The organism is Stenotrophomonas sp. C3(2023), from assembly GCF_032911385.1.
GTDB lineage: Bacteria > Pseudomonadota > Gammaproteobacteria > Xanthomonadales > Xanthomonadaceae > Stenotrophomonas.
The window spans coordinates 1,710,116-1,731,664 of sequence record NZ_JAWJLO010000001.1; the positions used below are offsets into that span (position 1 = coordinate 1,710,116).

18 protein-coding genes are annotated in these 21,549 nt (G+C 66.1%); 7 read left to right on the forward strand and 11 right to left on the reverse strand.

Annotation, left to right across the window (positions count from 1 at the left end; translation table 11 throughout):
• The first annotated feature begins 33 nt into the window (after positions 1 to 33).
• The 5 genes from glgB to glgX are packed head-to-tail and all read left to right on the forward strand — an operon-like array spanning position 34 to position 8,085.
• A complete protein-coding gene (gene glgB / locus RZA67_RS07470) occupies positions 34 to 2,187 on the forward strand; it encodes a 1,4-alpha-glucan branching protein GlgB (RefSeq protein ID WP_317213944.1) in 2,154 nt (717 codons plus the stop codon).
• The gene (gene treZ / locus RZA67_RS07475; RefSeq protein ID WP_317212060.1) at positions 2,184 to 3,941 is read left to right on the forward strand and encodes a malto-oligosyltrehalose trehalohydrolase; all 1,758 of its coding nucleotides are present in this window, start codon (positions 2,184 to 2,186) and stop codon (positions 3,939 to 3,941) included. The genes glgB and treZ overlap by 4 nt, the downstream gene beginning before the upstream one ends.
• Positions 3,938 to 5,815, forward strand: a complete 1,878-nt coding sequence (locus tag RZA67_RS07480) for a 4-alpha-glucanotransferase (RefSeq protein WP_317212061.1) — start codon at positions 3,938 to 3,940, stop codon at positions 5,813 to 5,815. The genes treZ and RZA67_RS07480 overlap by 4 nt, the downstream gene beginning before the upstream one ends.
• Positions 5,802 to 5,984 (forward strand): DUF2934 domain-containing protein, encoded by a 183-nt coding sequence (locus tag RZA67_RS07485; protein ID WP_317212063.1) that lies wholly within the window; start codon positions 5,802 to 5,804, stop codon positions 5,982 to 5,984. The genes RZA67_RS07480 and RZA67_RS07485 overlap by 14 nt, the downstream gene beginning before the upstream one ends.
• The gene (glgX, locus tag RZA67_RS07490; protein ID WP_317212064.1) at positions 5,971 to 8,085 is read left to right on the forward strand and encodes a glycogen debranching protein GlgX; all 2,115 of its coding nucleotides are present in this window, start codon (positions 5,971 to 5,973) and stop codon (positions 8,083 to 8,085) included. Before RZA67_RS07485 ends, glgX begins: the two co-directional genes overlap by 14 nt.
• A 70-nt stretch (positions 8,086 to 8,155) precedes the next feature.
• Here the strand turns inward: glgX and RZA67_RS07495 are convergent, their stop codons facing one another.
• Positions 8,156 to 8,548, reverse strand: coding sequence for a hypothetical protein (locus tag RZA67_RS07495; protein ID WP_317212065.1), 393 nt, complete (start codon positions 8,546 to 8,548; stop codon positions 8,156 to 8,158).
• Between the two features lie 336 nt (positions 8,549 to 8,884).
• On the opposite strand from RZA67_RS07495, the gene RZA67_RS07500 reads away from it, so the two are divergent.
• The gene (locus RZA67_RS07500; RefSeq protein ID WP_317212066.1) at positions 8,885 to 9,337 is read left to right on the forward strand and encodes a PA2169 family four-helix-bundle protein; all 453 of its coding nucleotides are present in this window, start codon (positions 8,885 to 8,887) and stop codon (positions 9,335 to 9,337) included.
• 132 nt (positions 9,338 to 9,469) lie between these two features.
• Here the strand turns inward: RZA67_RS07500 and RZA67_RS07505 are convergent, their stop codons facing one another.
• The 8 genes from RZA67_RS07505 to RZA67_RS07540 form a co-directional block, all read right to left on the reverse strand.
• Complete coding sequence (locus RZA67_RS07505; RefSeq protein WP_317212067.1) at positions 9,470 to 11,869, reverse strand: response regulator; 2,400 nt, start codon at positions 11,867 to 11,869, stop codon at positions 9,470 to 9,472.
• The gene (locus RZA67_RS07510; RefSeq protein ID WP_317212068.1) at positions 11,862 to 12,323 is read right to left on the reverse strand and encodes a response regulator; all 462 of its coding nucleotides are present in this window, start codon (positions 12,321 to 12,323) and stop codon (positions 11,862 to 11,864) included. Before RZA67_RS07510 ends, RZA67_RS07505 begins: the two co-directional genes overlap by 8 nt.
• Positions 12,320 to 14,566 carry an ATP-binding protein gene (locus RZA67_RS07515; protein WP_317212070.1) on the reverse strand — a complete coding sequence of 749 codons (2,247 nt, stop codon included), beginning with the start codon at positions 14,564 to 14,566 and terminating at the stop codon, positions 12,320 to 12,322. Before RZA67_RS07515 ends, RZA67_RS07510 begins: the two co-directional genes overlap by 4 nt.
• Positions 14,567 to 14,806: 240 nt before the next feature.
• The gene (locus tag RZA67_RS07520; protein ID WP_317212071.1) at positions 14,807 to 15,061 is read right to left on the reverse strand and encodes a hypothetical protein; all 255 of its coding nucleotides are present in this window, start codon (positions 15,059 to 15,061) and stop codon (positions 14,807 to 14,809) included.
• On the reverse strand, positions 15,058 to 16,374 hold the full coding sequence (locus RZA67_RS07525; protein WP_317212072.1) for a TFIIB-type zinc ribbon-containing protein: 1,317 nt from the start codon (positions 16,372 to 16,374) through the stop codon (positions 15,058 to 15,060). Before RZA67_RS07525 ends, RZA67_RS07520 begins: the two co-directional genes overlap by 4 nt.
• 15 nt (positions 16,375 to 16,389) lie before the next feature.
• Positions 16,390 to 17,532, reverse strand: a complete 1,143-nt coding sequence (locus RZA67_RS07530; RefSeq protein WP_317212073.1) for an SPFH domain-containing protein — start codon at positions 17,530 to 17,532, stop codon at positions 16,390 to 16,392.
• A gap of 120 nt (positions 17,533 to 17,652) precedes the next feature.
• Positions 17,653 to 18,021 (reverse strand): VOC family protein, encoded by a 369-nt coding sequence (locus RZA67_RS07535; RefSeq protein WP_317212075.1) that lies wholly within the window; start codon positions 18,019 to 18,021, stop codon positions 17,653 to 17,655.
• 71 nt (positions 18,022 to 18,092) lie between these two features.
• The gene (locus tag RZA67_RS07540) at positions 18,093 to 18,857 is read right to left on the reverse strand and encodes a helix-turn-helix domain-containing protein (RefSeq protein ID WP_317212076.1); all 765 of its coding nucleotides are present in this window, start codon (positions 18,855 to 18,857) and stop codon (positions 18,093 to 18,095) included.
• Positions 18,858 to 19,024: 167 nt separating this feature from the next.
• Between RZA67_RS07540 and RZA67_RS07545 the strand changes: the two genes are divergently transcribed.
• The gene (locus RZA67_RS07545; protein ID WP_317213945.1) at positions 19,025 to 20,113 is read left to right on the forward strand and encodes a DUF5694 domain-containing protein; all 1,089 of its coding nucleotides are present in this window, start codon (positions 19,025 to 19,027) and stop codon (positions 20,111 to 20,113) included.
• Between the two features lie 9 nt (positions 20,114 to 20,122).
• Here RZA67_RS07545 and RZA67_RS07550 read toward each other — a convergent pair whose 3' ends face one another.
• Together RZA67_RS07550 and RZA67_RS07555 are read right to left on the reverse strand one after the other, a co-directional pair.
• On the reverse strand, positions 20,123 to 21,247 hold the full coding sequence (locus RZA67_RS07550) for a sensor histidine kinase (protein ID WP_317212077.1): 1,125 nt from the start codon (positions 21,245 to 21,247) through the stop codon (positions 20,123 to 20,125).
• 96 nt (positions 21,248 to 21,343) lie between these two features.
• Complete coding sequence (locus RZA67_RS07555) at positions 21,344 to 21,535, reverse strand: hypothetical protein (protein ID WP_317212078.1); 192 nt, start codon at positions 21,533 to 21,535, stop codon at positions 21,344 to 21,346.
• Positions 21,536 to 21,549 lie beyond the last annotated feature (14 nt).

Below are 21,549 nucleotides of genomic sequence, written 5' to 3' on the forward strand. Positions count from 1 at the left end.
CGGTCCACACCCCCTTCGACGCCGCATCCGGCGCTGGCCAGCGTGGCCGCCGGCCTGCCCGGCGATGCGTTTGCCGTGCTGGGTCCGCACCAGGCGGTCGAGGACAGCGTAGTGGAGACAGTGCTCATGCACGGCGCTGTGGCCGTGCATGCGCGCTGCGCTGGCAAGCGCAACTGGACCGCGCTGACCTCCACGTCGATCGATGGGGTGTTTGCCGGGGTTCTGCGCGGTAACGGCAGGCAGATACAGCTGCGCGTCCAGTGGCCACAGGGCGAGCAGACCCTTTGGGATCCCTACGCGTTCGGCACGCTGCTGCCTGAAACGGTGCTTCAGCGCATTGGCGAAGGCGACGTGGATGCGATGCGCCAGCTGGGCGCGGTGGCCTGTTGTGACTCGGGTATCGAGGGCGTGCGCTTTGCCGTCTGGGCGCCCAATGCGCGCCGCGTGGCCGTGGTGGGCGACTTCAACGGCTGGGACGGCCGCCGCCATCCCATGCGGCTGCGGCATACCGCGGGCGTGTGGGAGATATTTCTGCCGGGCGTGGAGGTCGGTGCCCGCTACAAGTTCTGCATCACGGCCCCCAACGGCCAGCCGCTGCCGTACAAGGCTGACCCGATGGCTCGCTGGGCGGAACTGGCGCCTGCGACCGCCTCACGTGTTGCGTCGCCTGCCGCGTTCCAGTGGCATGACCAGGCGTGGATGGCGCGTCGCGGCCGGTGGCGGCAGGGCCCGGTTTCGATCTACGAGCTGCATGCCGGCTCCTGGATGCGTGACGAGCACGGCAGCGTGCTGGGCTGGAATGCACTGGCCGAACGCCTGATCCCGCACATCCAGCGGCTCGGCTTCACCCATGTGGAACTGCTGCCGGTCAGCGAGCATCCTTTTGGTGGCTCGTGGGGCTATCAGCCGTTGGGGCTGTACGCACCGACTGCACGGCACGGCGATCCGGCGCAGTTCGCTGCGTTCGTTGACCGATGTCACTGCGCCGGTATCGGGGTCATCGTCGACTGGGTAAGTGCCCACTTCCCCGATGACGAACACGGCCTGCGCCAGTTCGACGGAACGGCTCTGTACGAGCACGCCGATCCGCGCGAAGGCCTGCATGCGGACTGGAACACGCTCATCTACAACTACGGCCGCAACGAAGTCGCCGCCTACCTGCTGGGCAGCGCGCTGGAATGGATCGAGCGCTTCCATCTGGATGGGCTGCGGGTGGACGCGGTGGCCTCGATGCTCTACCGCGACTACAGCCGGGCCAGCGGGCAATGGCTGGCCAACGAGCACGGTGGCCGCGAAAACCTGCAGGCTGTTGCCTTTCTCAAACGCCTCAACCAGCAGGTGGGCCGCTGCCATCCGGGCGTGATGGTGATGGCGGAGGAATCCACTGCCTGGCCTGGCGTCACCGCGCCGGTCGAGCACGGTGGGCTCGGTTTCACCCATAAGTGGAACATGGGCTGGATGCACGACACGCTGATGTACATGCAGCGCGATCCGGTGCACCGGTCACATCACCACAGCGAGGTGACCTTTGGCCTGCTGTATGCGTTTTCCGAACATTTCGTGTTGCCGCTGTCGCATGACGAAGTGGTGCACGGTAAAGGGTCGCTGCTTTCACGCATGCCGGGCGATTGCTGGCGGCAGTTTGCCCAGCTGCGTGCGTACTACGGCCTGATGTGGGCGCATCCCGGCAGCAAACTGCTGTTCATGGGCGGCGAGTTCGGGCAGGCCGGAGAGTGGCGGCATGATGCCGGCCTGGATTGGCAGGAGGCGGCGCTGCCGTTGAATGCGGGCCTGATGCAACTGGTCGCTGATCTCAACGCGGTGCTCCGCACCCAGCCGGCGTGCTTCCGGGCCGAGCAGGATCCTGGCAGTTTTCAGTGGGTCGTCGGTGATGACCACCAGAACAGCGTGTACGCCTTCCTCCGGCATGACCCCAGCGGCGCTGCAGCTCCGGTGCTGGTCGTGTGCAACCTCACCCCCGTGGTTCGCTCCCATTACCGCGTTGGTGTCCCTGTGGCCGGGTTCTGGCGCGAGGTGCTCAACACAGACGGTGCAGGCTATGGCGGCAGCAATGTGGGCAATGAGGGCGGCCGGCACAGCGAGGCGGTGACATGCCATGGTCAACCGCATTCGCTGGTGCTGCAGCTGCCGCCGCTGGCCACACTCTACCTGCAGGTCGCCGCATGAACGAGCCCGGCACGGTGCGCTGTGGTGCCTGGTACCGGCATGACGGCCGCGTGCGTTTCCGACTGTGGGCGCCTGCTGCCCGACAGGTCGAGCTTATGCTGGGCGACCAGTGCCTCCCCATGCAGGCCGACGCTGCGGGTTTCTACGAGGTCAGCGCTGCAGCGGCGGCGGGCAGTCGCTATCGCTATCGGATCGACGGGGGCGCGGTGGTGCCCGATCCTGCCTCCCGCTGGCAGCCGGACGGGCTGCGCGGCGCCAGCGCGGTGCTTGACGATACGTCCTACACCTGGCGACACGCCCCCTTGGCGCGGCCTTGGCACGAACTGGTCATCTACGAGGTTCATCTGGGCTGCAGTGGCGGTTACGCGGGGCTGCAGGCGCAGCTGCCGACACTGGCTGCCAGTGGCATCACCGCGCTGGAGCTGATGCCGCTGGCGCAGTTTCCGGGACGCCGCAACTGGGGCTACGACGGCGTTCTTCCGTTCGCACCTGCAGAGGCATACGGCACTCCGGACCAGCTGAAGTCCTTGATCGACGCGGCGCACGGCCTGGGCATGGCGGTGCTGCTGGATGTGGTCTACAACCACCTTGGTCCCTACGACAATCACATGGCGTGCTATGCCCCCGGTTTCAGCCGGGACGACCGCGCCACCCCCTGGGGCGAAGCGATCGACTTCCGCCAGCCGCCGGTGCAGCAGTTCTTCATCGAGAACGCCCTGATGTGGTTGCGTGACTACCGTTTCGACGGGCTGCGTCTGGACGCCGCGCAGGAGATCCAGCCCAGCCGCTTTCTGGGCCAGCTCGCCGATACGCTGCGTGCTGAGCTGGGCGGGCAGCGGCAGATCCATCTGGTGCTGGAGAACGAGCATCGGCAACCGTGCTGGCTGCATGAGCATTACCAGGGGCAGTGGAACAACGATTTCCACCACGCCCTGCATGTCATGCTGACGGAAGAAAAGGAAGGCTACTACCGACCTTACGCGGTGCCGGGCCAAGCCGAGGCCGCGCTGGCGCGCTGCCTGCAGGCCGGCTTCAGTGAAGCAACCGACCAGCGCCATGCGTCCCGGCCCGCCCGCGCCGTCGATGGGCGGCTGCCACTGGACCGGTTCGTGGTCTTCGCCCAGAACCATGACCAGATCGGCAACCGGGCCTTTGGCGAACGTCTGAGCACCCTCGTCGATCCCCTGCGTGCGCGTCTGGCGACGGCCATGGCGCTGCTCACCCCGATGACACCGATGGTGTTCATGGGCGAGCCGTGGCAGTCCAGGGCGCCGTTTCTGTACTTCATCGACATCGAGCCTGCGCTGGCCGAGCGCGTCCGGGAGGGCAGGCGGCGCGAGTTTCGCGGGTTCCTGGCGTTCGGCGATGCGCAGGCGCTGATCGGCCTGCCTGATCCGAATGCACCGGTCACGTTGGCCTGCAGCACGGTTGCGCTGCCCACTGAAGGTGACAGCTCACAGACCCGGGCACTTGCGGCGTTCACGCACTGGGCGGCATTGCGTCGTCGTTATCTCTGGCCCGCCGAGGGGGCCGCCAGGCCACTGGGCGCGCAGGTGATCGGCCCGCGTGCGGTGAGCGCGGGGTGGCAGCTGCCCGCAGGGCAGTGGTGGCTGGCCTTCAACGCCGGCGATGCGCCTGTTGCGCATGGGCTGCCTGCGGGTGAGTGTGTGCTGGACATCAGCGTAAGCAGCGACCGCGACCACGCGGCCTGTCTGGCCGGCCCCGGCCTGCGGTTGCACTGGAGGCCAGCGTGACAGCGGGCGTGACGGCGCTGCACGCGCGGGCGGTGGCGCTCGGCATGGAGGTTCAGTGGCGCGACATCCAGGGGCGCCGTCGGCAGGTCGCCGACGCAGCACTCGCCGACGTGCTCTCGCGGCTGGACGGTATTGACCACGATCCAGCAGGATCACTACTGACCTGCATCGTTGGCGCCACCGTGCCGATCGCCGCCAGCGCGAAGCACGCCGCCAGCTGGGAGGATGAGGCTGGGGCACTGGAGCCTGCGATCTCTGTGAGCGACGGCCTGTGGCAGGCGCCCTCGCGTCCAGGCTATTGGCGCTGGCTGCAGGGCAGACGCGTGCAACCGGTAGCCGTAGCGCCGCCGCGCGCTTGGTACCCGCCCCGTACAGGGCCCTGCCGGCACTGGGGACTGGCGGCGCAGGTCTACAGTGTGCGCGGGTGCGGTGACGGTGGAATCGGTGACAGCCAGGGCGCGCTGGGCTGGCTTGGGCAGATACACCGCCATGGCGGCCACGCGCTGGGTCTCAGCCCGATCCATCGCGGCATGACGGGCGGCTATCGACCCTATTCGCCAAGCGATCGGACTGCCTTCGAGGCTGTACATGGATCACCGATGCAGGTGTTTCCCCGCGCTGCGACCGCGGTGCGCACCGCCGACCCTGCACTGGATGCGCGCCTGTGTGCGCATGAGGCAGCGACGAGCATGGACTGGGCAGCCGCAGCGGCCGACAAGCGGGAGTGGCTGCAGCGTACGGGCGACTGGCTGCGCGAACACGACCCGATCCAATGGCAGGCGTGCATGACCGCGCGCGATGGCGCCACGACGACGCTGGAGTGCTTTGCGCAGTGGGTCGTGCGCGAGGGATGGGCGCGTGTGCAGCAGCAGGCGCGCGCGCTTGGCATGGGCATCGGATTGATCGCCGACCTGGCCGTGGGCTTCGACCCTGCCGGTGAGGAGGCACAGCGCAATGCCGGCAGCGTGCTGCACGGACTGCAGCTGGGCGCGCCGCCGGACGCCTTCAATCCAGAAGGGCAGGCCTGGGGGATTACCAGTTTCTCGCCGCAGGCACTGCGCAGGACCGGCTACGCGCCCTTCATCGCGCTGCTCCGCGCGACCATGGCCGATCGTGGCGGTCTGCGGGTGGACCACATCCTGGGATTATGGCGGCTGTGGCTGGTGCCCTGCGGTGCCGAGCCGGCGCAGGGCGTGTATCTGCGTTACCCCTTCCAGGATCTGCTGAACCTGCTGGTTCTTGAGTCGTGGCGACACCGCTGCCTGATCATCGGCGAGGACCTCGGCGTGATTCCGGACGGCATCCGGCGATGTCTGGCCCGCCGCGGCGTACTGGGCACGGAGGTCCTGCAGTTCAACCACGACGAAGCTGGCTTCATGCCCCTGCGCAGGTGGCGCTCGCGCGCGGTGGCGATGCCCTCCACCCATGACCTGCCGCCGATCGCAGCGTGGCTGCAGGGTGATGATCTGCGTTGGCGACGGCGAGTGGGCTGGACCAGCGGGGCGGAAACCGCGGCCGCGCTGCAGCAGCGCAGCCAGCACGTCGCGCAGCTGACTGAACGGGTGTGTGCCGAAGGCATCACGCCTACCGACCCCCTTGCTGATGCCTTGCGCCTGGTTGCGTGCTCGCCTGCGGTTCTCGCACTGATGCCGCTGGAAGACATCTGTGGAGTGCGCTGCCAGCCCAACATGCCCGGCACCGTCGAGCAGCACCCCAACTGGTGCCATCGGCTGCCGGAGGCCGCAGAGACCGCACCCGGGGTCGAGCAGCGTCTCGTGGCAGTGAGTACGGCACGCACGGCATCTGCCGGTGTCGCAGGGCTTGATGACCAAGCCGAAGCGGTAAGTACCAGCGAGGTGGATGATGGAGACTGACCAACGGCAGCAGTGGCTGCAGCAGCTGGCCTATCAGGTGTGGGAAGCCAGAGGCCGACCGCACGACGGGCACCAGCAGGACTGGCGGGTCGCCGAGCGCCTGCTGGATGCGGAGCTTGCGCTGCGCCATGCCGATGACACTGAGGACCGCGCCGATGTCAAGCCGTAGCAGAACGCTGACCCGATCCAGGGTCAGGTCCGGCCGTCCGTATCCGCTCGGTGCGCATTGGGACGGCCTTGGCGTCAATTTTGCCTTGTACTCGCGCCATGCGACAGCGGTGGAACTCTGCCTGTTTGACGCGCGGGGCCGTGAGTGCGAGCGGGTAGCCCTGCCCGAATACACCGACGAGGTATGGCATGGCTATCTGCCCGACGCGCGCCCGCTGCAACGCTACGGCTATCGGGTGCACGGACCGTACTCGCCGGAAGACGGACACCGCTTCAACCCGAACAAGTTGCTGTTGGATCCGTACGCACGCCAGATCAGTGGCACCCTGAAGTGGGCACCGCAGCTGTTCGGGTACGTGCAGGGACACCGCGATGCTGATCGGAGTTTTGACCGGCGCGACAGCAGCGCCTACATGCCACGTTGCGTGGTCATCGATCCGGCCTACACCTGGGGAGCGGATGCGCCCCCGCGCGTTGCCTGGGAACACACCGTGATCTACGAGGCGCACGTGCGTGGGCTGACCATGCAGCATCCGCTGGTACCCGGTTGCGAGCGCGGGACGTTCGCTGCCCTTGGCAACGATGCCGTGGTCGAACATCTCTGCCGGCTCGGCGTCACTACCGTGGAACTGTTACCGGTGCAGGCCTTTGTTGATGATCAGCACCTGCTGCAGAAAGGTCTTCGCAACTACTGGGGCTACAACAGCATCGGCTTTTTCGCCCCCGACCCGCGTTATCTCGGGCAGGATTCGGTGGACGAGTTCAAGCAGATGGTGGCCCGACTACACCATGCCGGACTGGAGGTGGTGCTGGACGTGGTGTACAACCACACCGCCGAGGGCAACGAGCTGGGGCCTACGCTCTCGTTCAAGGGCATCGACAACGCCAGCTACTACCGGCTGGCCGAAAACAAGCGCTACTACGTCAACGACACCGGTACGGGCAATACGCTGGACCTGACCAACGCTGGCGTTCTGCAACTGGTGATGGACTCGCTGCGGTACTGGGTCAGCGAGATGCATGTCGATGGATTCCGTTTCGACCTGGCCAGCATTCTGGCGCGGGAGCGGCTGGGGTTTGACCCGTCCGGCAGTTTTCTCGATGCGGTGCGTCAGGATCCGGTGCTGGGGCAGGTGAAACTGATTGCCGAGCCGTGGGACATCGGGCAGGGTGGCTACCAGCTCGGAAACTTCGCGCCAGGCTGGAGCGAGTGGAACGACCGGTTCCGTGACACCGCGCGTGCCCTGTGGCGGGGCGATGCCAACCATCTGGCGGACTTTGCCACCCGCTTTACCGGCTCGGCCGACCTGTTCGAGCACAGTGGACGACGTCCGTCTTCGAGCATCAATTTCATCACCGCGCACGATGGTTTCACGCTGCGTGACCTGGTCACCTATGCCAGCAAGCACAATGAGGCCAACGGCGAAGAGAACCGTGACGGCAGCTCGCACAACCTGTCCAGCAATCACGGCATCGAGGGACCCACCGACGATCCGGCGATCATCGCCGCGCGTCTGCAGCACATGCGCAACCTGCTGGCAACGCTGCTGCTCTCGCAAGGAACGCCGATGCTGCTGGCCGGCGATGAATTCGGACACAGCCAGCAGGGTAACAACAACGCCTACTGCCAGGACAATGCACTGAGCTGGCTTGATTGGGAGCTGGCAGGCGGCACCGAGGCGCAGGCGCTGGCCGGCTTTGTCGAGCGACTGCTGGAACTGCGACGTCGCCATCCGCTGCTGCGGCGCAATCGTTTCCTGCGCGGGCAGCCCGATGCGCACAGCCAGATTATCGACGTTCGCTGGTACCGCCCTGATGGCAGGCTGATGGAGCAGGCCGACTGGCATGATGGCCAGCGTCGCAGCTTGGCCATCGTGCTGGATGGACGGGGGCCCGACAACGGTCTGCGTGAACCGGGCAATCATGTCAGCCTCGCGCTGCTGCTCAATGCCGCCAGCGTGGAGGAGACCTTCGTCCTTGCCGAGTCTGCTGTGCAGTTTGATTCGCTGCTGCTGCAGACCGCCTCGGCGCCTGTCCAGCGGCTGGGGGACAGGCGGTGGCGGGTGCCAGCCAGCAGCCTGTGTCTGCTGGCGGCCGCATGATGGCAGACTGGCAGATGACGCGTCCGGACGAGCGGCGGCAGCGTCAGCGCGGGACGGGCTGAACGGCCGCTCAGCGCACCAGGTGTAGCGTCCTGTGCGTCGGACGGCTGCTCTGGCGACGTTGCCGTTCCAGCGCCTGCATCCGTCGCCTGATCAGCAGATGCAGATCGAGCAGTGCGAGCTGATCCGGTCGCGGCTGCGGCGCGATGTCCAGCAGTGCGGTGACAGCCTGCTCAGCTGATTCGTCCGGGAGGGTGAGTCGACGTTCATAGAGAGTGAGGCAGTGGCGCCAGCAGTGCTGCAGACCGCCAGCCGGCAACGGCCTGACCAGCCGCTCGTAGCATGCCCAGAAGGCGCGCTCGCGGCGCACGTCCACGTTGCGCGCTGACGAAGAGGTGGCTGGAAGCAGCGCGTGGACGGGCGATGGCCGTCGGGCGCAGGGCAGGGGAGAGGCGCGGTCCATCCCACCATCGTGCACCGCATACCTTGCCGCAACATTGCCGTTGCAGGAGCGGTTGACGAGCCTCCGGATCGTCGCGCTGCTGGTACACCACCCCCGGTTGCGGCAACGCCACACGGCACGGCGGCCGGGGCCGAGATCGGCTCGGCAGCAGATTCGCGGGGCCGGCGCGCCAATGGCCTCTGCGCTCCGAGGTGCCCGGGTCAGCTCGGGTTTTGAGGAATGACAGATGGATGAAACGGCGCTCACCTGCATTGCACGCCCACCTCTTCAATCTGGCTGTGCAGGCGGCCGATACCACTGCCGCCCTCACCAAGAACTCACGTAAGGAGCATCGCCATGAGCACCCAGTCCACCATCGAACATCGCCTCAATGATCTGATCGAAATCGCTCGTGACGGTCAGTCGTTCTACGATGAAGCCGCAGGCAAGGTCAAAGACCCCGAGCTTTCGGCACTGTTCACCCGCATTGCCGCGGTGAAGACCCGTATCGTCGCAGCACTGAGCGGCTCGGTCGCTGCCAGCGGCGGCAAGCCGGCCGAGCACGGCACCATGGTTGGTTCCATGCAGCAGTTCTACGGCAAGGTGCGCGCAGCGTTCGGTGACACCAACTACGGCTACGTCGCCGAACTGGAAGAGTCCGAAGACCGCCTGCTGGCTGCGTTCAAGGACGTGCTGACCGACAACGATCTGCCGCCGACCGTGCGCCAGGAAGTCCAGCAGCTCCTGCCGGAAGTCCAGGAATGCCACAACGTCATGCGCACCCGCAAGCACGCCATGAAGGCCGCCTGATTCCGGAACAGGGCGGGGCATTGCTCCGCCCTGCCGCGATGATTCTTTGGACGCCCCGCCATGCGCGGGGCGCCCTGCGTTGTGCAGAGAAGGGGCTGACGGCCGGGCACGGGAGCCGCGTCATCAGCGCTGTCAGGCCGTGGCCGGCCCCATGGCACGGCGGACTGCCTGGTCCAGATCGCGACGGGTGAACGGCTTGGCGAGCATGGGCGCCGTACGACCCTGCTCGTCGGCCCCCTGATGATCCTTGGGGTACCCGGATGCGAACAGCACGGGAAGCTGCGGCAGCTTCGCCCGCACCTGACGCGCGAGTTCCCACCCGGACATTCCGGGCATCACGATATCCGAAAACAGCAGGTCGATCCGCGTGTCCGGCCGCTCCAGCAGGCGCAGCGCGCTGGGCCCATCGTGCGCTTCCAGCACGCGATAGCCGAACTGCCGCAGCGCCTCCACCGCGTAGGCGCGCACGTCGTCATTGTCCTCGACGAGCAGAATGGTCCGGCCGTCACCGTCTTCGAAATCGCCCAGCTCGGCAACGGGTTCCACAGCAGCTGGCAACGGCAGCGAAGAGCGTGGGAACATCAGGGTAATGGTGGTGCCCACGCCCTGAATCGACTTGACGAACACATGGCCGCCTGACTGCAGCACAAAGCCGTGCACCATTGACAGGCCCAGCCCGGTGCCGCGGCCGACTTCCTTGGTGGTGAAGAAAGGTTCGAAGACCTTGGCAACCACATCTGCCGGCATACCGTGCCCGGAGTCGGACACGCGCAGCATCACATATTCACCGGGGGTCGCACCTGGATACTGGTCGACGTAATCGGTCTCCAGATGACTGTTGTCGACCTCGATGCGCAGATTCCCACCGTCGGGCATCGCGTCGCGCGCATTGACCGCCAGATTGAGTACCGAGGCTTCAAGCTGGCCGGGGTCGAGCTCCACGCACCAGAGGTCGTCAGCACTGCGGATCTCCAGCTGTACCAGCTCGCCGAGGGTACGCTGGAGCATCTCGTGCATGCCGCCCACGTGGTCGCCCAGATGTACCGCCTCGCTGCGCAGCGGCTGCCGCCGTGCGAAAGCGAGCAGCCGCTGGGTCAGGCCGGCAGCACGCCCCACGGCCTTAAGCGCGCTGTCCAATGCACGGGACATTCTCGGGTCCGTCGCAGCGGCCCGCTCGTTGAGCATGCCGACGTGCTCGATGTTGCCGGCAATGACGGTCAGAATATTGTTGAAGTCGTGCGCAATGCCACCGGTGAGCTGGCCCACCGCTTCGATCTTCTGGGACTGGCGCAGTGCGTGCTCGGCATGGCGACGCGCCGTGGTTTCCACCGCTTCGGAGACCACCGCCGCCACTCCGCCATCACTGTCCAGCAGCGGACGCAACGAGAACTCGAAGCTGCGACGGCCGGAAGGCAGTTCAAGCTCGATTTCATGGCGGCTCGCACGTCCGCCGATGGCATCGGCGATGGCAGCAGTGACGGTCGCGCCCGCTTCGGGCGTGCTGGAAAACCATGCCGACTGCGCGAACAACTGGCCCAGTACGCTCTGCCGCGTAGTGAGTACCGCATCGAGCGAGGCGACATTGGCATCAACGACCCTGCCGCGCAGGTCCAGCAGGACCTGGTGCTGGAAGCTGGACTGAAACACCGCCTGCAGACGCTGCTGACTGCGCTGAAGCTCACGGGTGCGCGCCTGCACCTGGTACTCGAGAGACTCATTGGCCTCACGCAACGCCCGTTGCACTTGCTTGAGCGCGGTGATGTCGTGGCTCAGCACGATATAGCCGGCGACGCTGCCGTCGACAGCGCGTTCCGGAACACAGTCGACCTGCAGGACGTGCAGGGTGCCATCACGGTGCCGGCGCTCGACCTCAAAGCTCTGCCGCTCACCTGTGAGGACCTGCTCCAGATGGATGCGTGACTCCTCGAACGACGCTGCTCCCGCGATGTCGGTGGCGTGCCGTCCAACCAGCTGCTGCAGTTCCAGACCATGCCAGTTGAGATAGGACTGGTTGGCAAAGCGGAAGCGATGCTGGTTGTCCAGATTGGCGATCATCGCCGGCAGTGCGTCGGTGATCAGCTGCATGCGGCCACGGCTTTCATCCAGCGCCGCTTCCGCCGCCGCGAGCCGGTCGCGCTTGCTGGCCTCGGCAACGGCACGCAGGATGGCATCGGGCAGGCGCTGCAGACGCTGTTTGACTACGTAGTCGCGTGCGCCACGGGTCAGCGCCTGCACCGCCAGCTCTTCAGTCAGGGTGCCGGAGACGAAGATGAAGGGCACGCGCGGCGCCATTTCTCTGGCCAACGCGAGCGCTGAATCGCCGTCGAAGTTCGGCATCACGTGGTCGGCGAGGATCACCTGGTAGTCAGCCGACCGGAGCGCCTTGATGAACGGCTCGCGCTCCCATACGCGGTCGATGTGCGCATGCACGTCGGCACGGCGCAACTGGGCACCGATCAGTTCGGCGTCCAGTGCGCTGTCTTCCAGCATCAGGATGCGCAAAGCAGTGCTGGCGGGCGCAGGCTCAGCCATTGGTCGCGCCTGCCGAGCGCTGGGGCGGTGGCTGGTTGGTGATGCCCCAGAACATGCCCAGGCCCTGGATGGCCTCGAAGAACTCGTTGAAGTCCACCGGCTTGACCACGAAGGCATTGACACCCAGCTCATAGCTGCGCACCAGATCCTGCTCCTCGCGCGAGGAGGTCAGCATCACAATGGGGGTGCTGCTCAGCTGACGGTCGCCACGCACCTGCTCCAGCACCTGCAGACCGTCAAGCTTGGGCAGTTTCAGGTCAAGAAGCACAACGACCGGGCCACCATGGTTGAGGCCGGCGAAGCGACCCTCGCAACGCAGATACTCCAACGCTTCCACACCATCGCGGACGTGGGTGACTTCGTTGAGCAGCTGACAGCGCGCCAGCGCGGTCATGGTCAGCTCGGCGTCCTTGAGGCTGTCCTCGACCAGAAGGATGGGGCGAAGATCCCTCATGGGCGTACTCCGGATATCAAGGGAAGGGTGAAATGCAGGGTGGCGCCGTGATCCGGCTCGCCTTCGGCCCAGGTGCGCCCGCCATGCCGGCTGATGATGCGCCGGACGTTGGCCAGGCCGATCCCGGTGCCTTCGAATTCATCAGCGTGGTGCAGTCGCTGGAACACGCCGAACAGCTTGTCGACGTAGCGCATGTCAAAGCCGCAGCCATTGTCGCGCACGAAGAAGTGGTGCTCCTCATCTTCAGTCTGGTGGCGGACTTCGATCCGGGCCTGCGCCCGGTCGCGGGTGAACTTGACGGCGTTGGCGAGCAGGTTCTGCCACACCAGTGCGATCATGGCCGGGTCGGCCTGCACGCGGGGCAGGGGATCGACGTGCCACTCGATGCTGCGGTTCTGCAGGTCGAGCTCCAAATTGCGGCGCACGTCGGCGACCAGTGTCGCCATATCCACGGTCGCCGGGCCCAGGGTCGAGCGGCCCATCTGCGAGAAACTCAACAGGTCATCGACGAGTGTGCCAGCCGATTTGGCCGACTCGACGATGGTGTCCAGATAGCGGCGTTCGGTTTCGTTCATGCGCTCGGCGGCAGAACTGCCCAGCAGTTCCGAGTAACCGACGATGTGCCGGAACGGTGCGCGAAGGTCATGGCTGACCGAATATGAGAAGGCCTCCAGCTCGCGGTTGCTGCGAACCAGCTGCTCGTTGAGCTCGGCCATTTCCTCGGCCTTGCGCAGCACGATGTCGACAATGGCGGTACGGATCTCGAGCGCGGCCTCGCGATCAGCTTCGTTCCAGGGCAGGCTCTGCTGGTGGACCGTCTCCTTCCACGCCTCGAACGAATGACGCGGCGACAGCGGCAGACCCGCTCCTGCAGCCTGTTTACGCGGCTCACCGCCCCAGCGGACGGTGCGCACCACCTCGGGGCGGAACCACATCAGGTAGCTGTCGTGCAGCTGCGAGATGGAGACGGCGAGCAGACCGCTGGCGCGGTCGGCGAAGGCCGCCGCTTCAGGCAGCATCGCAACCAGATTGTCGGTACTGAAGACTTCCTCCCCTGTCCGCGTCCGTGCCAGCCATTGCGCCAGCGCCATCACATCATCGGCCGCCGGGCAGCAGCCCAGGCGGATGCAACGGCCCTTGTGCACGATGGCGGCCCCGCTCGCTTCGGCCAGCGCCATCAGCGTCTGGGCCTCCTGACCGAGCGCACTCATGAATTCCTCGGTGCCCGCCATGCGTCCCAGCAGTTTGACCAGCATGGCCCGCCGCGCGACGCGCATCTCCATCGCCTGCGCGCGCTCTTTAAGACTCATCTGCAGCGACTGCACCTGGCCCAGGAACTCGCAGGCCGTACGCACGGGGTAGGAAACCCGACGCGGGCGTTGACTGTGGCAGGACACCAGTCCCCACAACCGACCTTCCTGCAACAGCGCGATGGACATCGAGGCGCCGGTGCCCATGTTACGCATATACTGCAGGTGCACCGGCGAAACGCTGCGCAGGACCGCCAGGCTCAGATCGGTCGGATCGGCAGGTCCGGCCGCGGGCGGCGCGCGCAGCGGTACCGGCTCATAGTTGGCATCGGCAATCAGGCGCACGCGCATCTGCTGGTATAACGCACGTGCCTGCGCCGGGATGTCAGATTCGGGAAAACGCAGGTCCAGGTAGGAGGGCAACACCTCATTGCGGTCTTCGGCGACAACCGTGCCGTTCCATTCCGGGTCAAAGCGATAGACCAAAACGCGATCGAAGCCGGTCAGCGCACGGACGTGCACAGCAGCCAGCCGGCAGAGCTCGGTGCTGTCGCCAGCGGTTTCGATGTCGGCCATCATCGCGCGGATGGCCGGATAGAGTTCTTCCAGTGAACCGGCCTGTCCCTCAACCGGCGCTTCCAGCTCCACCAGCAGGTCCCGCTCGGAGCGGTGAACAAGCAACTGGTAACGGCCCAGCGCTGCCAACTGAACACCACCCAGGTGCACCGAGCTGCCGGGCGCCGCGGCTTTCAGCTGTTTCAGAAACGGAGCCAGCACGCCGCCCAGCGCCCTGTCGGCGTCTTCGCCCAACGGATCGCCGAAGGCCTCCACCAGGGCAGGGTCACTGACCGCACACTCGCGCACACGCTGCGAATGAGGATCAATGACCAGCAATACCCCATAGGGCTGGATGGCGCCGGGTGTGTGGATCGGCTCACGTGCACAGCCGGACAGGTCCAGCTGCGCGGCGTCGTCTTGGGTGGATGGAGTCAAGAGGGCAGCTCTGATTCTGGGTGGACACAGGACGTGAAGGAACCATCACATCAAATGCCTCCCGACCGGTGAGGCAAGGTTACCGCGAAAGTGCGCCGGCGAGGTGAAATCACCGTGCCATCGCTCCGGCCAGCAAGGGGTTCGCCGCGCTCGCCGCCGAGCCCGTGGCGGTGACGGTGGCGGGTATGGCGAGCGTGCCCGCCGGAGCGGGGCAACGGCGTGACGACCAACGGTCGTCACCTACCTGAGACGTGTGCGGGCGACCCGTTTGCGGTAGTCACGCCCGTTTTCACCCCGGATGCGCCGTTCCCGCGTCCCGGTGATGCTGTCCACGCGTCGGTCCGAGCCGCTGACCGGCTTGGCCTCGACCTTGGTGTCGCGCTCGAAGGCATGCGATTTGTCGGTGTTGCGGTAATAGCGGTAAAGCGCCCAGTACAGCGCCGTTGCACCAGCCGGCCCGGCGGCCAGCAGCCATAGTCCGTTTTCGTCGCTCATAGTCCTGCCACCAGCATCCAGATAACGAGAGCTTCAATGAAGGTGCCGGCCGTCAACGCGGCCAGCAGCAGCTTCCACTGCTGAACCGGCACGCTGCCCATGGTTTCGCCGGTACGGCCATTGACCGCGATGTAATGCAGCATGCCGCCGTTGCGGCCAGGCTGGTGATAGGAGTACAGCCACACCGGCAGGTACATCGAGACCCAGCGGGTACCATGCACCTCCAGTTGTTCCTGTTCCCAGCGCACGCCGCGGTCATACCGTACAAGCGAACGTTCCACCTGCGCGCGCGCGAGCGACAGCAGCTGGTCTTCCAGGCGGGGACGCATCTTCTCGACGTCCAGATCGCGCTTTTCGGACGTGAAGCCGAGCAGATAGGACGCGTTCCATTTCAATGCGTTCTTGGTGTCGAACGGCAGGATGGCGTTGATGATGTTGTTGGTGTTGGTCTTGATGTCGAGGTTGCCACGCTCGGCTGACGACTCCAGCGGCAGGTCATCAACGGTGAAATCCACCTGACGCTCGACCTGGTAGATGTCGGCGTCATAGTAGGTGGTCTTGTTCTTTTCCGTGCCCCGCGTGTATTGGCGGGTGAGAATCTCCCCCTTGCCGGACACCGCGGCGCTGACATTGCTGTCCACGATCATGTAGGGCAGGTACACGCCCACGACATTCTCGGGTGTGAACTGATCCTTGAACGCCTTGAGCGCGAACAGGCGCCGCTTGTCGACGAACTGACGGATGCGTGCGACCGCATCGTCCTTGCTGATCCGGAAGGGCAGCACCGCATCGGGTACCGCGCCGTTGGCCACCTGTTCGTTGACTCCGAATACGTGACGGCACCAGTGGCAGCGCGCCGTCATGGTGGTCTCGGTATTGATGGTGACCTCTGCACCACAACCGGTGCACTTGAAACTCATCAACGTACTGGCGTCGGCGGCGATGTCGCGCGCACCGCTGGCGATCACCGTCCCGCGCAGCTGGTCCAGTCCTTCCCCGAGGCCATAGGCCTCCTCGACACGTTCGCCATGCCATTGGTGGCGACAGTACTGACACACCAGCACGTCGGTGCCCGGTTTGAGCCTGACGTCACTTGAGCCGCACCGGGGACAGCGGTTGACGCCGTCGCTCAGTTCGACGGCGGATGTGTCCAGCGCCTGCGGATCGGGCGCCTCCAGCTCGTCACGGATGGCCTGCGGCAGGTGCGAGGTGTCGACCGGGAAACTGCCGGGCAGGGGCGGCACATCGCGCGGGGAGCCGGGGCCTGCGACGGGCGCCCTGGGCAGCGGCGGCGGGGTACGGCGTTCGGACATGTAGAGGGTGCCTGCTCAGAGTCCCAGCGCCTTGGCCTTCAACGCATCGTAGTCGGCCTGGGTGATCAGACCGAGGTCGAGCATCTGCTTGGCCTTCTGCAGCTTCGCAACCGGGTCGTCAGCGGCCGGCGCTGGCTGCTGCTGCAGGTTGCCAAGCCCGCCGAGCATGCCACCGGCCATGCCCACGCCGACCAGCCCGGCTGCGCCGCCGGTCTCGCCGGCCGACTGGATGCCCTGGGCGACGCTGGCCTGCAGGTTGGAATTGCCGCGTGAACCGGACAGCGCATCGGCGCGCTGGACGGTCTTGAGCAGTTCGCGGGTGTTGGCGTCGTACTCGATGGAGACGATCGCCGTCTTGACGATGGCCAGCCCCCGGTCCGAGCTCCACTGGTAGCCCTGTTCGACCGCATCGGAGAGGCTTTTGGCAAAGCCCAGCGAATCCTGCTGCAGGCGGGTGATGCGGTTGCCCTTGCCTGGATCATTGGTGTAGAGGCTGAAGGCCGGCGCCAGCGAGCTCACGACCTCGTTGAACAGCTGGTTGGCAGCTGCGTTTTCCAGGTCGGTGAAGTCGAACACCTGTCCGGGCTGCAGGTAGCGCGCCGGGACGAAGTTCTTCACGAACAGGATCGGATCGACGATCTTCAAGGTGTACGAGCCGCGGGTTACCGCGCCGACCTGGGTGTTGAGGAAGCCATCGTCCCAGTAGATTTCCGACTGGGTGCCGAAGCGGTTGTCCGGCAGTTCCTTCAGTGACACAAAGAAGGCGGCCTGCTGCGTGCCTGGCTGGCCGCCGAACTTGAAGCGCTCCCAGCTCTGGCGGATCAGCGGCGTGACCAGGCCGTCGCCGGCGAAGATCGACTGCGAGTTCACCTCATCCGACCGCCACTCGTAGCCGCCAGCCTCGGCGGCAAAGCCGGTGATGGCGCCATCCTGCATCAGCAGCAGCCCATAGCCCTCGGGCACCACGATCTTCGACCCGTTGGTGATGATGTTCGACGATCCGCTGGTATTGGAACCGCGGCCGGCGTTGCTGCCCCGTGGCACGGCGGCGAACAGGGCCGCCGTGGCGGGCAGGCCGGTGGGCACGGTCAGGAAGTCCTTCCACTGGTCGGCCAGCACGCCGCCGACCGCACCTTTTACTGCCTGCACCAGACCCATGATCGAACTCCCTGTGTCATTGCCGGGCACCGTGCCCGGGCATGTCGGCCGACTATATCAGGGCCAACGGCTTCGTCACGGCCGGACCATGAACGCCTGCCGACATTTCCTACGGCGGCGTCAGCCCGCATCGCTCCAGACCGCCAGGGCATAGCCGTCGAGGTCGCGGAAATGGAAGCGACGGCCACCGGGGAAGGCGAAGGCGGGCAGGACGATGCTGCCACCGGCCTCCAGCACCCGCCGCTCGGCGGCGGCCAGATCCGAACAGTAGATGATGACCAGCGGTCCGCCGCTGGCCTGCACCTCACCGTCGGTGGTGAATCCGCCTTTCAGCCGCCCATCGTCAAACTCGGTGTACCCGGGACCATAGTCCGTGAACTGCCATCCAAACACCTGTGCATAGAAGCGTTTGCTGCGCGCGATGTCGGCGACGTGGAACTCGATGTTGTCGATGCGGCGCTCGGCGCCGCCGGTCTGTTGCTCTGTCATGGGAAGGCTCGTGGTCAGGAGGAGGCAGCATGCCATTGCGTCCGGACGCCGGTCTTGAACAGAACGGCCAATCAGACGCCATGGTTCCGACGCAGCACTGCAGCACTCAGCAGGGTCAGCTCGCGGGCGTCGCGGCTCAGGTGGGACTGGTCGGCGTAACCGGCAGCGGCGGCAAGCCCGGCCAGCGTCTGGCCCGGCGCGCGACGCGAAAGATGAAGGAAGCGCTGCAGCCGCAGGATGCGCTGCAGCGTCTTGGGCCCATAGCCGAACTGTTGCTGGCAGAGACGGCGCAGGGTGCGCGGACTCAGGGCCAGGCGGGCCGTCAGCCGGTCCAGCTCCGCCTCCCCGGTGCGCAGCGCGTCGAACACCGCCGCCGCCTGCCGGCTGCGCAGCGCGTCGGAACTGTCGAGGATGCCGGCCATCCCGGCGGCGAGCGTGCGCAGACGTTCGCCGGGCGTTGCACTGCCAATCCGCTGCGACAGTGCTTCCACGCCGGTGCGGGTGAACTCGGCCAGCGGTACGGCCTGGCCCACCAGCTGGTCAAGTCCAACACCGAGCGCGGCGTGGGCCTGGCCCGGCAGAAAGCGCAGGCCGAGCACATGGGCTCCGGGGGGAAGGTGGGGGTGCGCGGCTACGCGATCGGGCCCCACCACCAGCAGCGTGCCCGCGCGCCAGATGATGTCCACACAGCCGTCGGGCAGTACGGTGATGCTGCCGGCCTGTGTGCTGGGCAGGTGGCTTTGCCACAGCTGGCCGAAGCTGGCCCTCAAGGCGCCAGACGCCGCGTACTCAATGTAGCCGGCGCCTGCGTTGGCGGAGGAGGGTGGGGCGTCCATGGTCCGATTATCACTGCTGGCCGCGTCGAGGGTACCGGCCGATGCACCGCCGAGGGAAAAGGTTGCAGTGACCAATGGGGCTGTCACGCATCCCTGCGGCGCGTCAGCATCAGCCTGCCGGTCAACACCGCCTGCCGGCATCACTCCGTTCTCAGCAGGGAAGCACCATGTTCCATCGCATGACCTTCACTCTCGCCCTGGCCCTGGGCTGCTCCAGTGCGCTGGCGGCGGAGCCGGGATATCAGCCGAGCTTCCACCCCGACCAGCTCAAGGGTCCCCCGGCCGGGGCTCCGAATCGCGTGCTGGTACTGGGCAGCCCCCATCTTGCCGAGCTGTCCACGCGCATCGAGCCTGAGCATATCGAGCCGCTGCTGTTGCGGCTCGCGGCCTGGCGACCTGACGCGATCGCGATCGAGGCGGTACCCGGACTGCAGTGCGATTTCATGCGGCGCTCTCCGTCCCGGTACGCAGACAGCGTGGACAGCTACTGCGTGGATACCGCTCCGGCAGAGCGCGCCACCGGACTGGATGTGCCCGCCGCCAATGCCGAGGCCGAACGCTTGTTGGCGGCCTGGCCCGCCGCTCCCTCACCCGCTCAGCGCCGCCATCTCGCCGCCATCCTGCTGGCGGCGGGCGAACGTCACTCGGCACTGGTGCAGTGGCTGCGTCTAGCGGCCAACGAGCGGATCGCCGCCGATGGACTCGATGACGCGCTGGCGGCCTATCTGAGCAGCCAATCGCAGCGCCCCGGCGAGAGCATCGTGATCGCCGCCGTGCTTGCCGCGCGACTCGGACTGGAGCGGGTGTGGGCCGTTGACGACCATACGGCAGACTCGGCCACGCCCGATCACGAGCGGACCGCCGCAGCACGTGCGCTTGGCCTGGCGTGGGACAACAAGGATGTGCGGGCGCGTGCTGCAGCGGACGTGCCGCTGTATGCCAACCTGCGCGAGCCCGGCGGTATGCTGGCGCTCTACCGCGCGTACAACGCACCCCCGAACGCGATGCTGGCCTACCGCGGGGACTTTGGCGCGGCGTTGCGTGAACCGTCCGCCGAAGCCTACGGCCGCCGGTACCTGGGGTATTGGGAAACGCGCAATCTGCGCATGGTGGCCAACATCCGTGACGTGCTGGCGCGGAAACCGGCGACCCGGATGCTGGCCCTGGTGGGCGCTTCGCACAAAGGCTACTACGAGGCCTATCTGCACCAGATGCATGATGTGCAGCTGGTTGACAGCGACGACATCCTCCGCTGACGCCGCCGATCAGGTGTTCCGTGGCAGGGTGATTGAAAACGTGGTCGTGCCGTCGTTCGACGCCGCCTCCACACTGCCGCCGTGCGCACGGGTGATTTCCCGCACCAGGAACAGGCCAAGCCCGAGGCTGGCATGTTCGCCCTGCGAAGCGCTGCGGGACCCACGGCGCAGCGGATCGAACATCACGCGCAACGCCTCATCGTCCAGATCCGGACCTGCATTGCTCACGGTAATCGTGATGGCGCCAGCATGGCCGTGCACGCGGATGTCCACAGGAGTACCCGCATCACCATACTTGGCCGCGTTCGAGGCGAGGTTGTGCACGGCCTCGCGCAACCGCGAGGCGTCGAACTGCCCGCGTGTGTCACCCGCTGCGGCCAAGCGGATCTGCGTGCGAGGCAGGGCAGCGCGCAGCAGTTCGGCTTCTTCACCAAGCGCCGTCCCCAGGTCTGCCTCTTCACGCCGGATGAGCATGCCATCGCCGAGCTTGCTCCGGCTGTACTCGAGCAGATCGTCCAGCAGGCGGGTCATCCGCAGGCCGCCGTTGATGATGCGGTCAAGCTGCTGTGCATGGGCGCCGCTGCCCAGGTCTTCGGCAAGGGCATCGGCAGAAAAAACTACAGCCGCAAGCGGCCCGCGCAGGTCGTGCCCCAGCGTACCGAGGAAAATCTGCCGCCAGGATTCGACCTCCCTGGAGAACTCGGCAAGCGACTCGGCCACGGCCTGGTCGATGGCTTCATTGAACCTGAGCACGTCTCCGATCGAATCGACCACCAAAGCAGCATCGGCCGCCCACAAGCGCAGGACCGACGCACGCAGCGCACGATACTCGGCGACCATCTGGTTGATACCAAAACCAGCAATAGCGCGGGTGCGACCATGGTAGGTCGCGGCGGTCTCCGGTCCGGTCACCGCAGGCGCGCGTCCCTCGGACTTCACCTGTTGCTGCAGGGCGGTCTGCGGTGTGCGCAGGTCAACAACCACCGCCTGCAGTATCTGCGGGAGATGGTTGCGCAGTTCCTTTGTACTGAAGGCGGTGCCCGGCGGCGCCTGCGTCTCTGCAAAGGCCACGGCCTGGCCAAGAATCGCCTCCGCATTGTGTTCGATGAAATCCGCAAGCCGCATCTCGGTCATTGGAGTCCTGGTGACGAGAGCGTATACAAACGGGCATATTCGGTTGTGAAACACATCTCACTGGCCACGAAATGTTATGGGCGCGTGAAAGGATGCTCAGCCGTTTTTCCCTGTCGGGTCGGGATCGGGCCTCTCGTAATCATCAGGACGTGCTTTCGGCTCGTCGCCCTCGTCGGGCATGTCGTGTTCCCGCCACGTAGCTTCATCATTGCGAAGCTTGTCCGGTGTATGCGCCTTGGACTGGTCATCCACATCGGCAGTGGGGTTGAACGGCAGTTTGTCTGGCATGGCGTGTGTCCCTC

What these genes read in the sequence shown, in the direction of transcription:
- treZ (WP_317212060.1), top strand. Translation starts at nt 2,184, where the DNA reads ATGAACGAGCCCGGCACGGTGCGCTGTGGTGCCTGGTACCGGCATGAC.
- RZA67_RS07485 (WP_317212063.1), top strand. Translation starts at nt 5,802, where the DNA reads ATGATGGAGACTGACCAACGGCAGCAGTGGCTGCAGCAGCTGGCCTAT.
- glgX (WP_317212064.1), top strand. Translation starts at nt 5,971, where the DNA reads ATGTCAAGCCGTAGCAGAACGCTGACCCGATCCAGGGTCAGGTCCGGC.
- RZA67_RS07495 (WP_317212065.1), bottom strand. Translation starts at nt 8,548, where the DNA reads ATGGACCGCGCCTCTCCCCTGCCCTGCGCCCGACGGCCATCGCCCGTC.
- RZA67_RS07500 (WP_317212066.1), top strand. Translation starts at nt 8,885, where the DNA reads ATGAGCACCCAGTCCACCATCGAACATCGCCTCAATGATCTGATCGAA.
- RZA67_RS07505 (WP_317212067.1), bottom strand. Translation starts at nt 11,869, where the DNA reads ATGGCTGAGCCTGCGCCCGCCAGCACTGCTTTGCGCATCCTGATGCTG.
- RZA67_RS07510 (WP_317212068.1), bottom strand. Translation starts at nt 12,323, where the DNA reads ATGAGGGATCTTCGCCCCATCCTTCTGGTCGAGGACAGCCTCAAGGAC.
- RZA67_RS07520 (WP_317212071.1), bottom strand. Translation starts at nt 15,061, where the DNA reads ATGAGCGACGAAAACGGACTATGGCTGCTGGCCGCCGGGCCGGCTGGT.
- RZA67_RS07525 (WP_317212072.1), bottom strand. Translation starts at nt 16,374, where the DNA reads ATGTCCGAACGCCGTACCCCGCCGCCGCTGCCCAGGGCGCCCGTCGCA.
- RZA67_RS07530 (WP_317212073.1), bottom strand. Translation starts at nt 17,532, where the DNA reads ATGGGTCTGGTGCAGGCAGTAAAAGGTGCGGTCGGCGGCGTGCTGGCC.
- RZA67_RS07535 (WP_317212075.1), bottom strand. Translation starts at nt 18,021, where the DNA reads ATGACAGAGCAACAGACCGGCGGCGCCGAGCGCCGCATCGACAACATC.
- RZA67_RS07540 (WP_317212076.1), bottom strand. Translation starts at nt 18,857, where the DNA reads ATGGACGCCCCACCCTCCTCCGCCAACGCAGGCGCCGGCTACATTGAG.
- RZA67_RS07545 (WP_317213945.1), top strand. Translation starts at nt 19,025, where the DNA reads ATGTTCCATCGCATGACCTTCACTCTCGCCCTGGCCCTGGGCTGCTCC.
- RZA67_RS07550 (WP_317212077.1), bottom strand. Translation starts at nt 21,247, where the DNA reads ATGACCGAGATGCGGCTTGCGGATTTCATCGAACACAATGCGGAGGCG.
- RZA67_RS07555 (WP_317212078.1), bottom strand. Translation starts at nt 21,535, where the DNA reads ATGCCAGACAAACTGCCGTTCAACCCCACTGCCGATGTGGATGACCAG.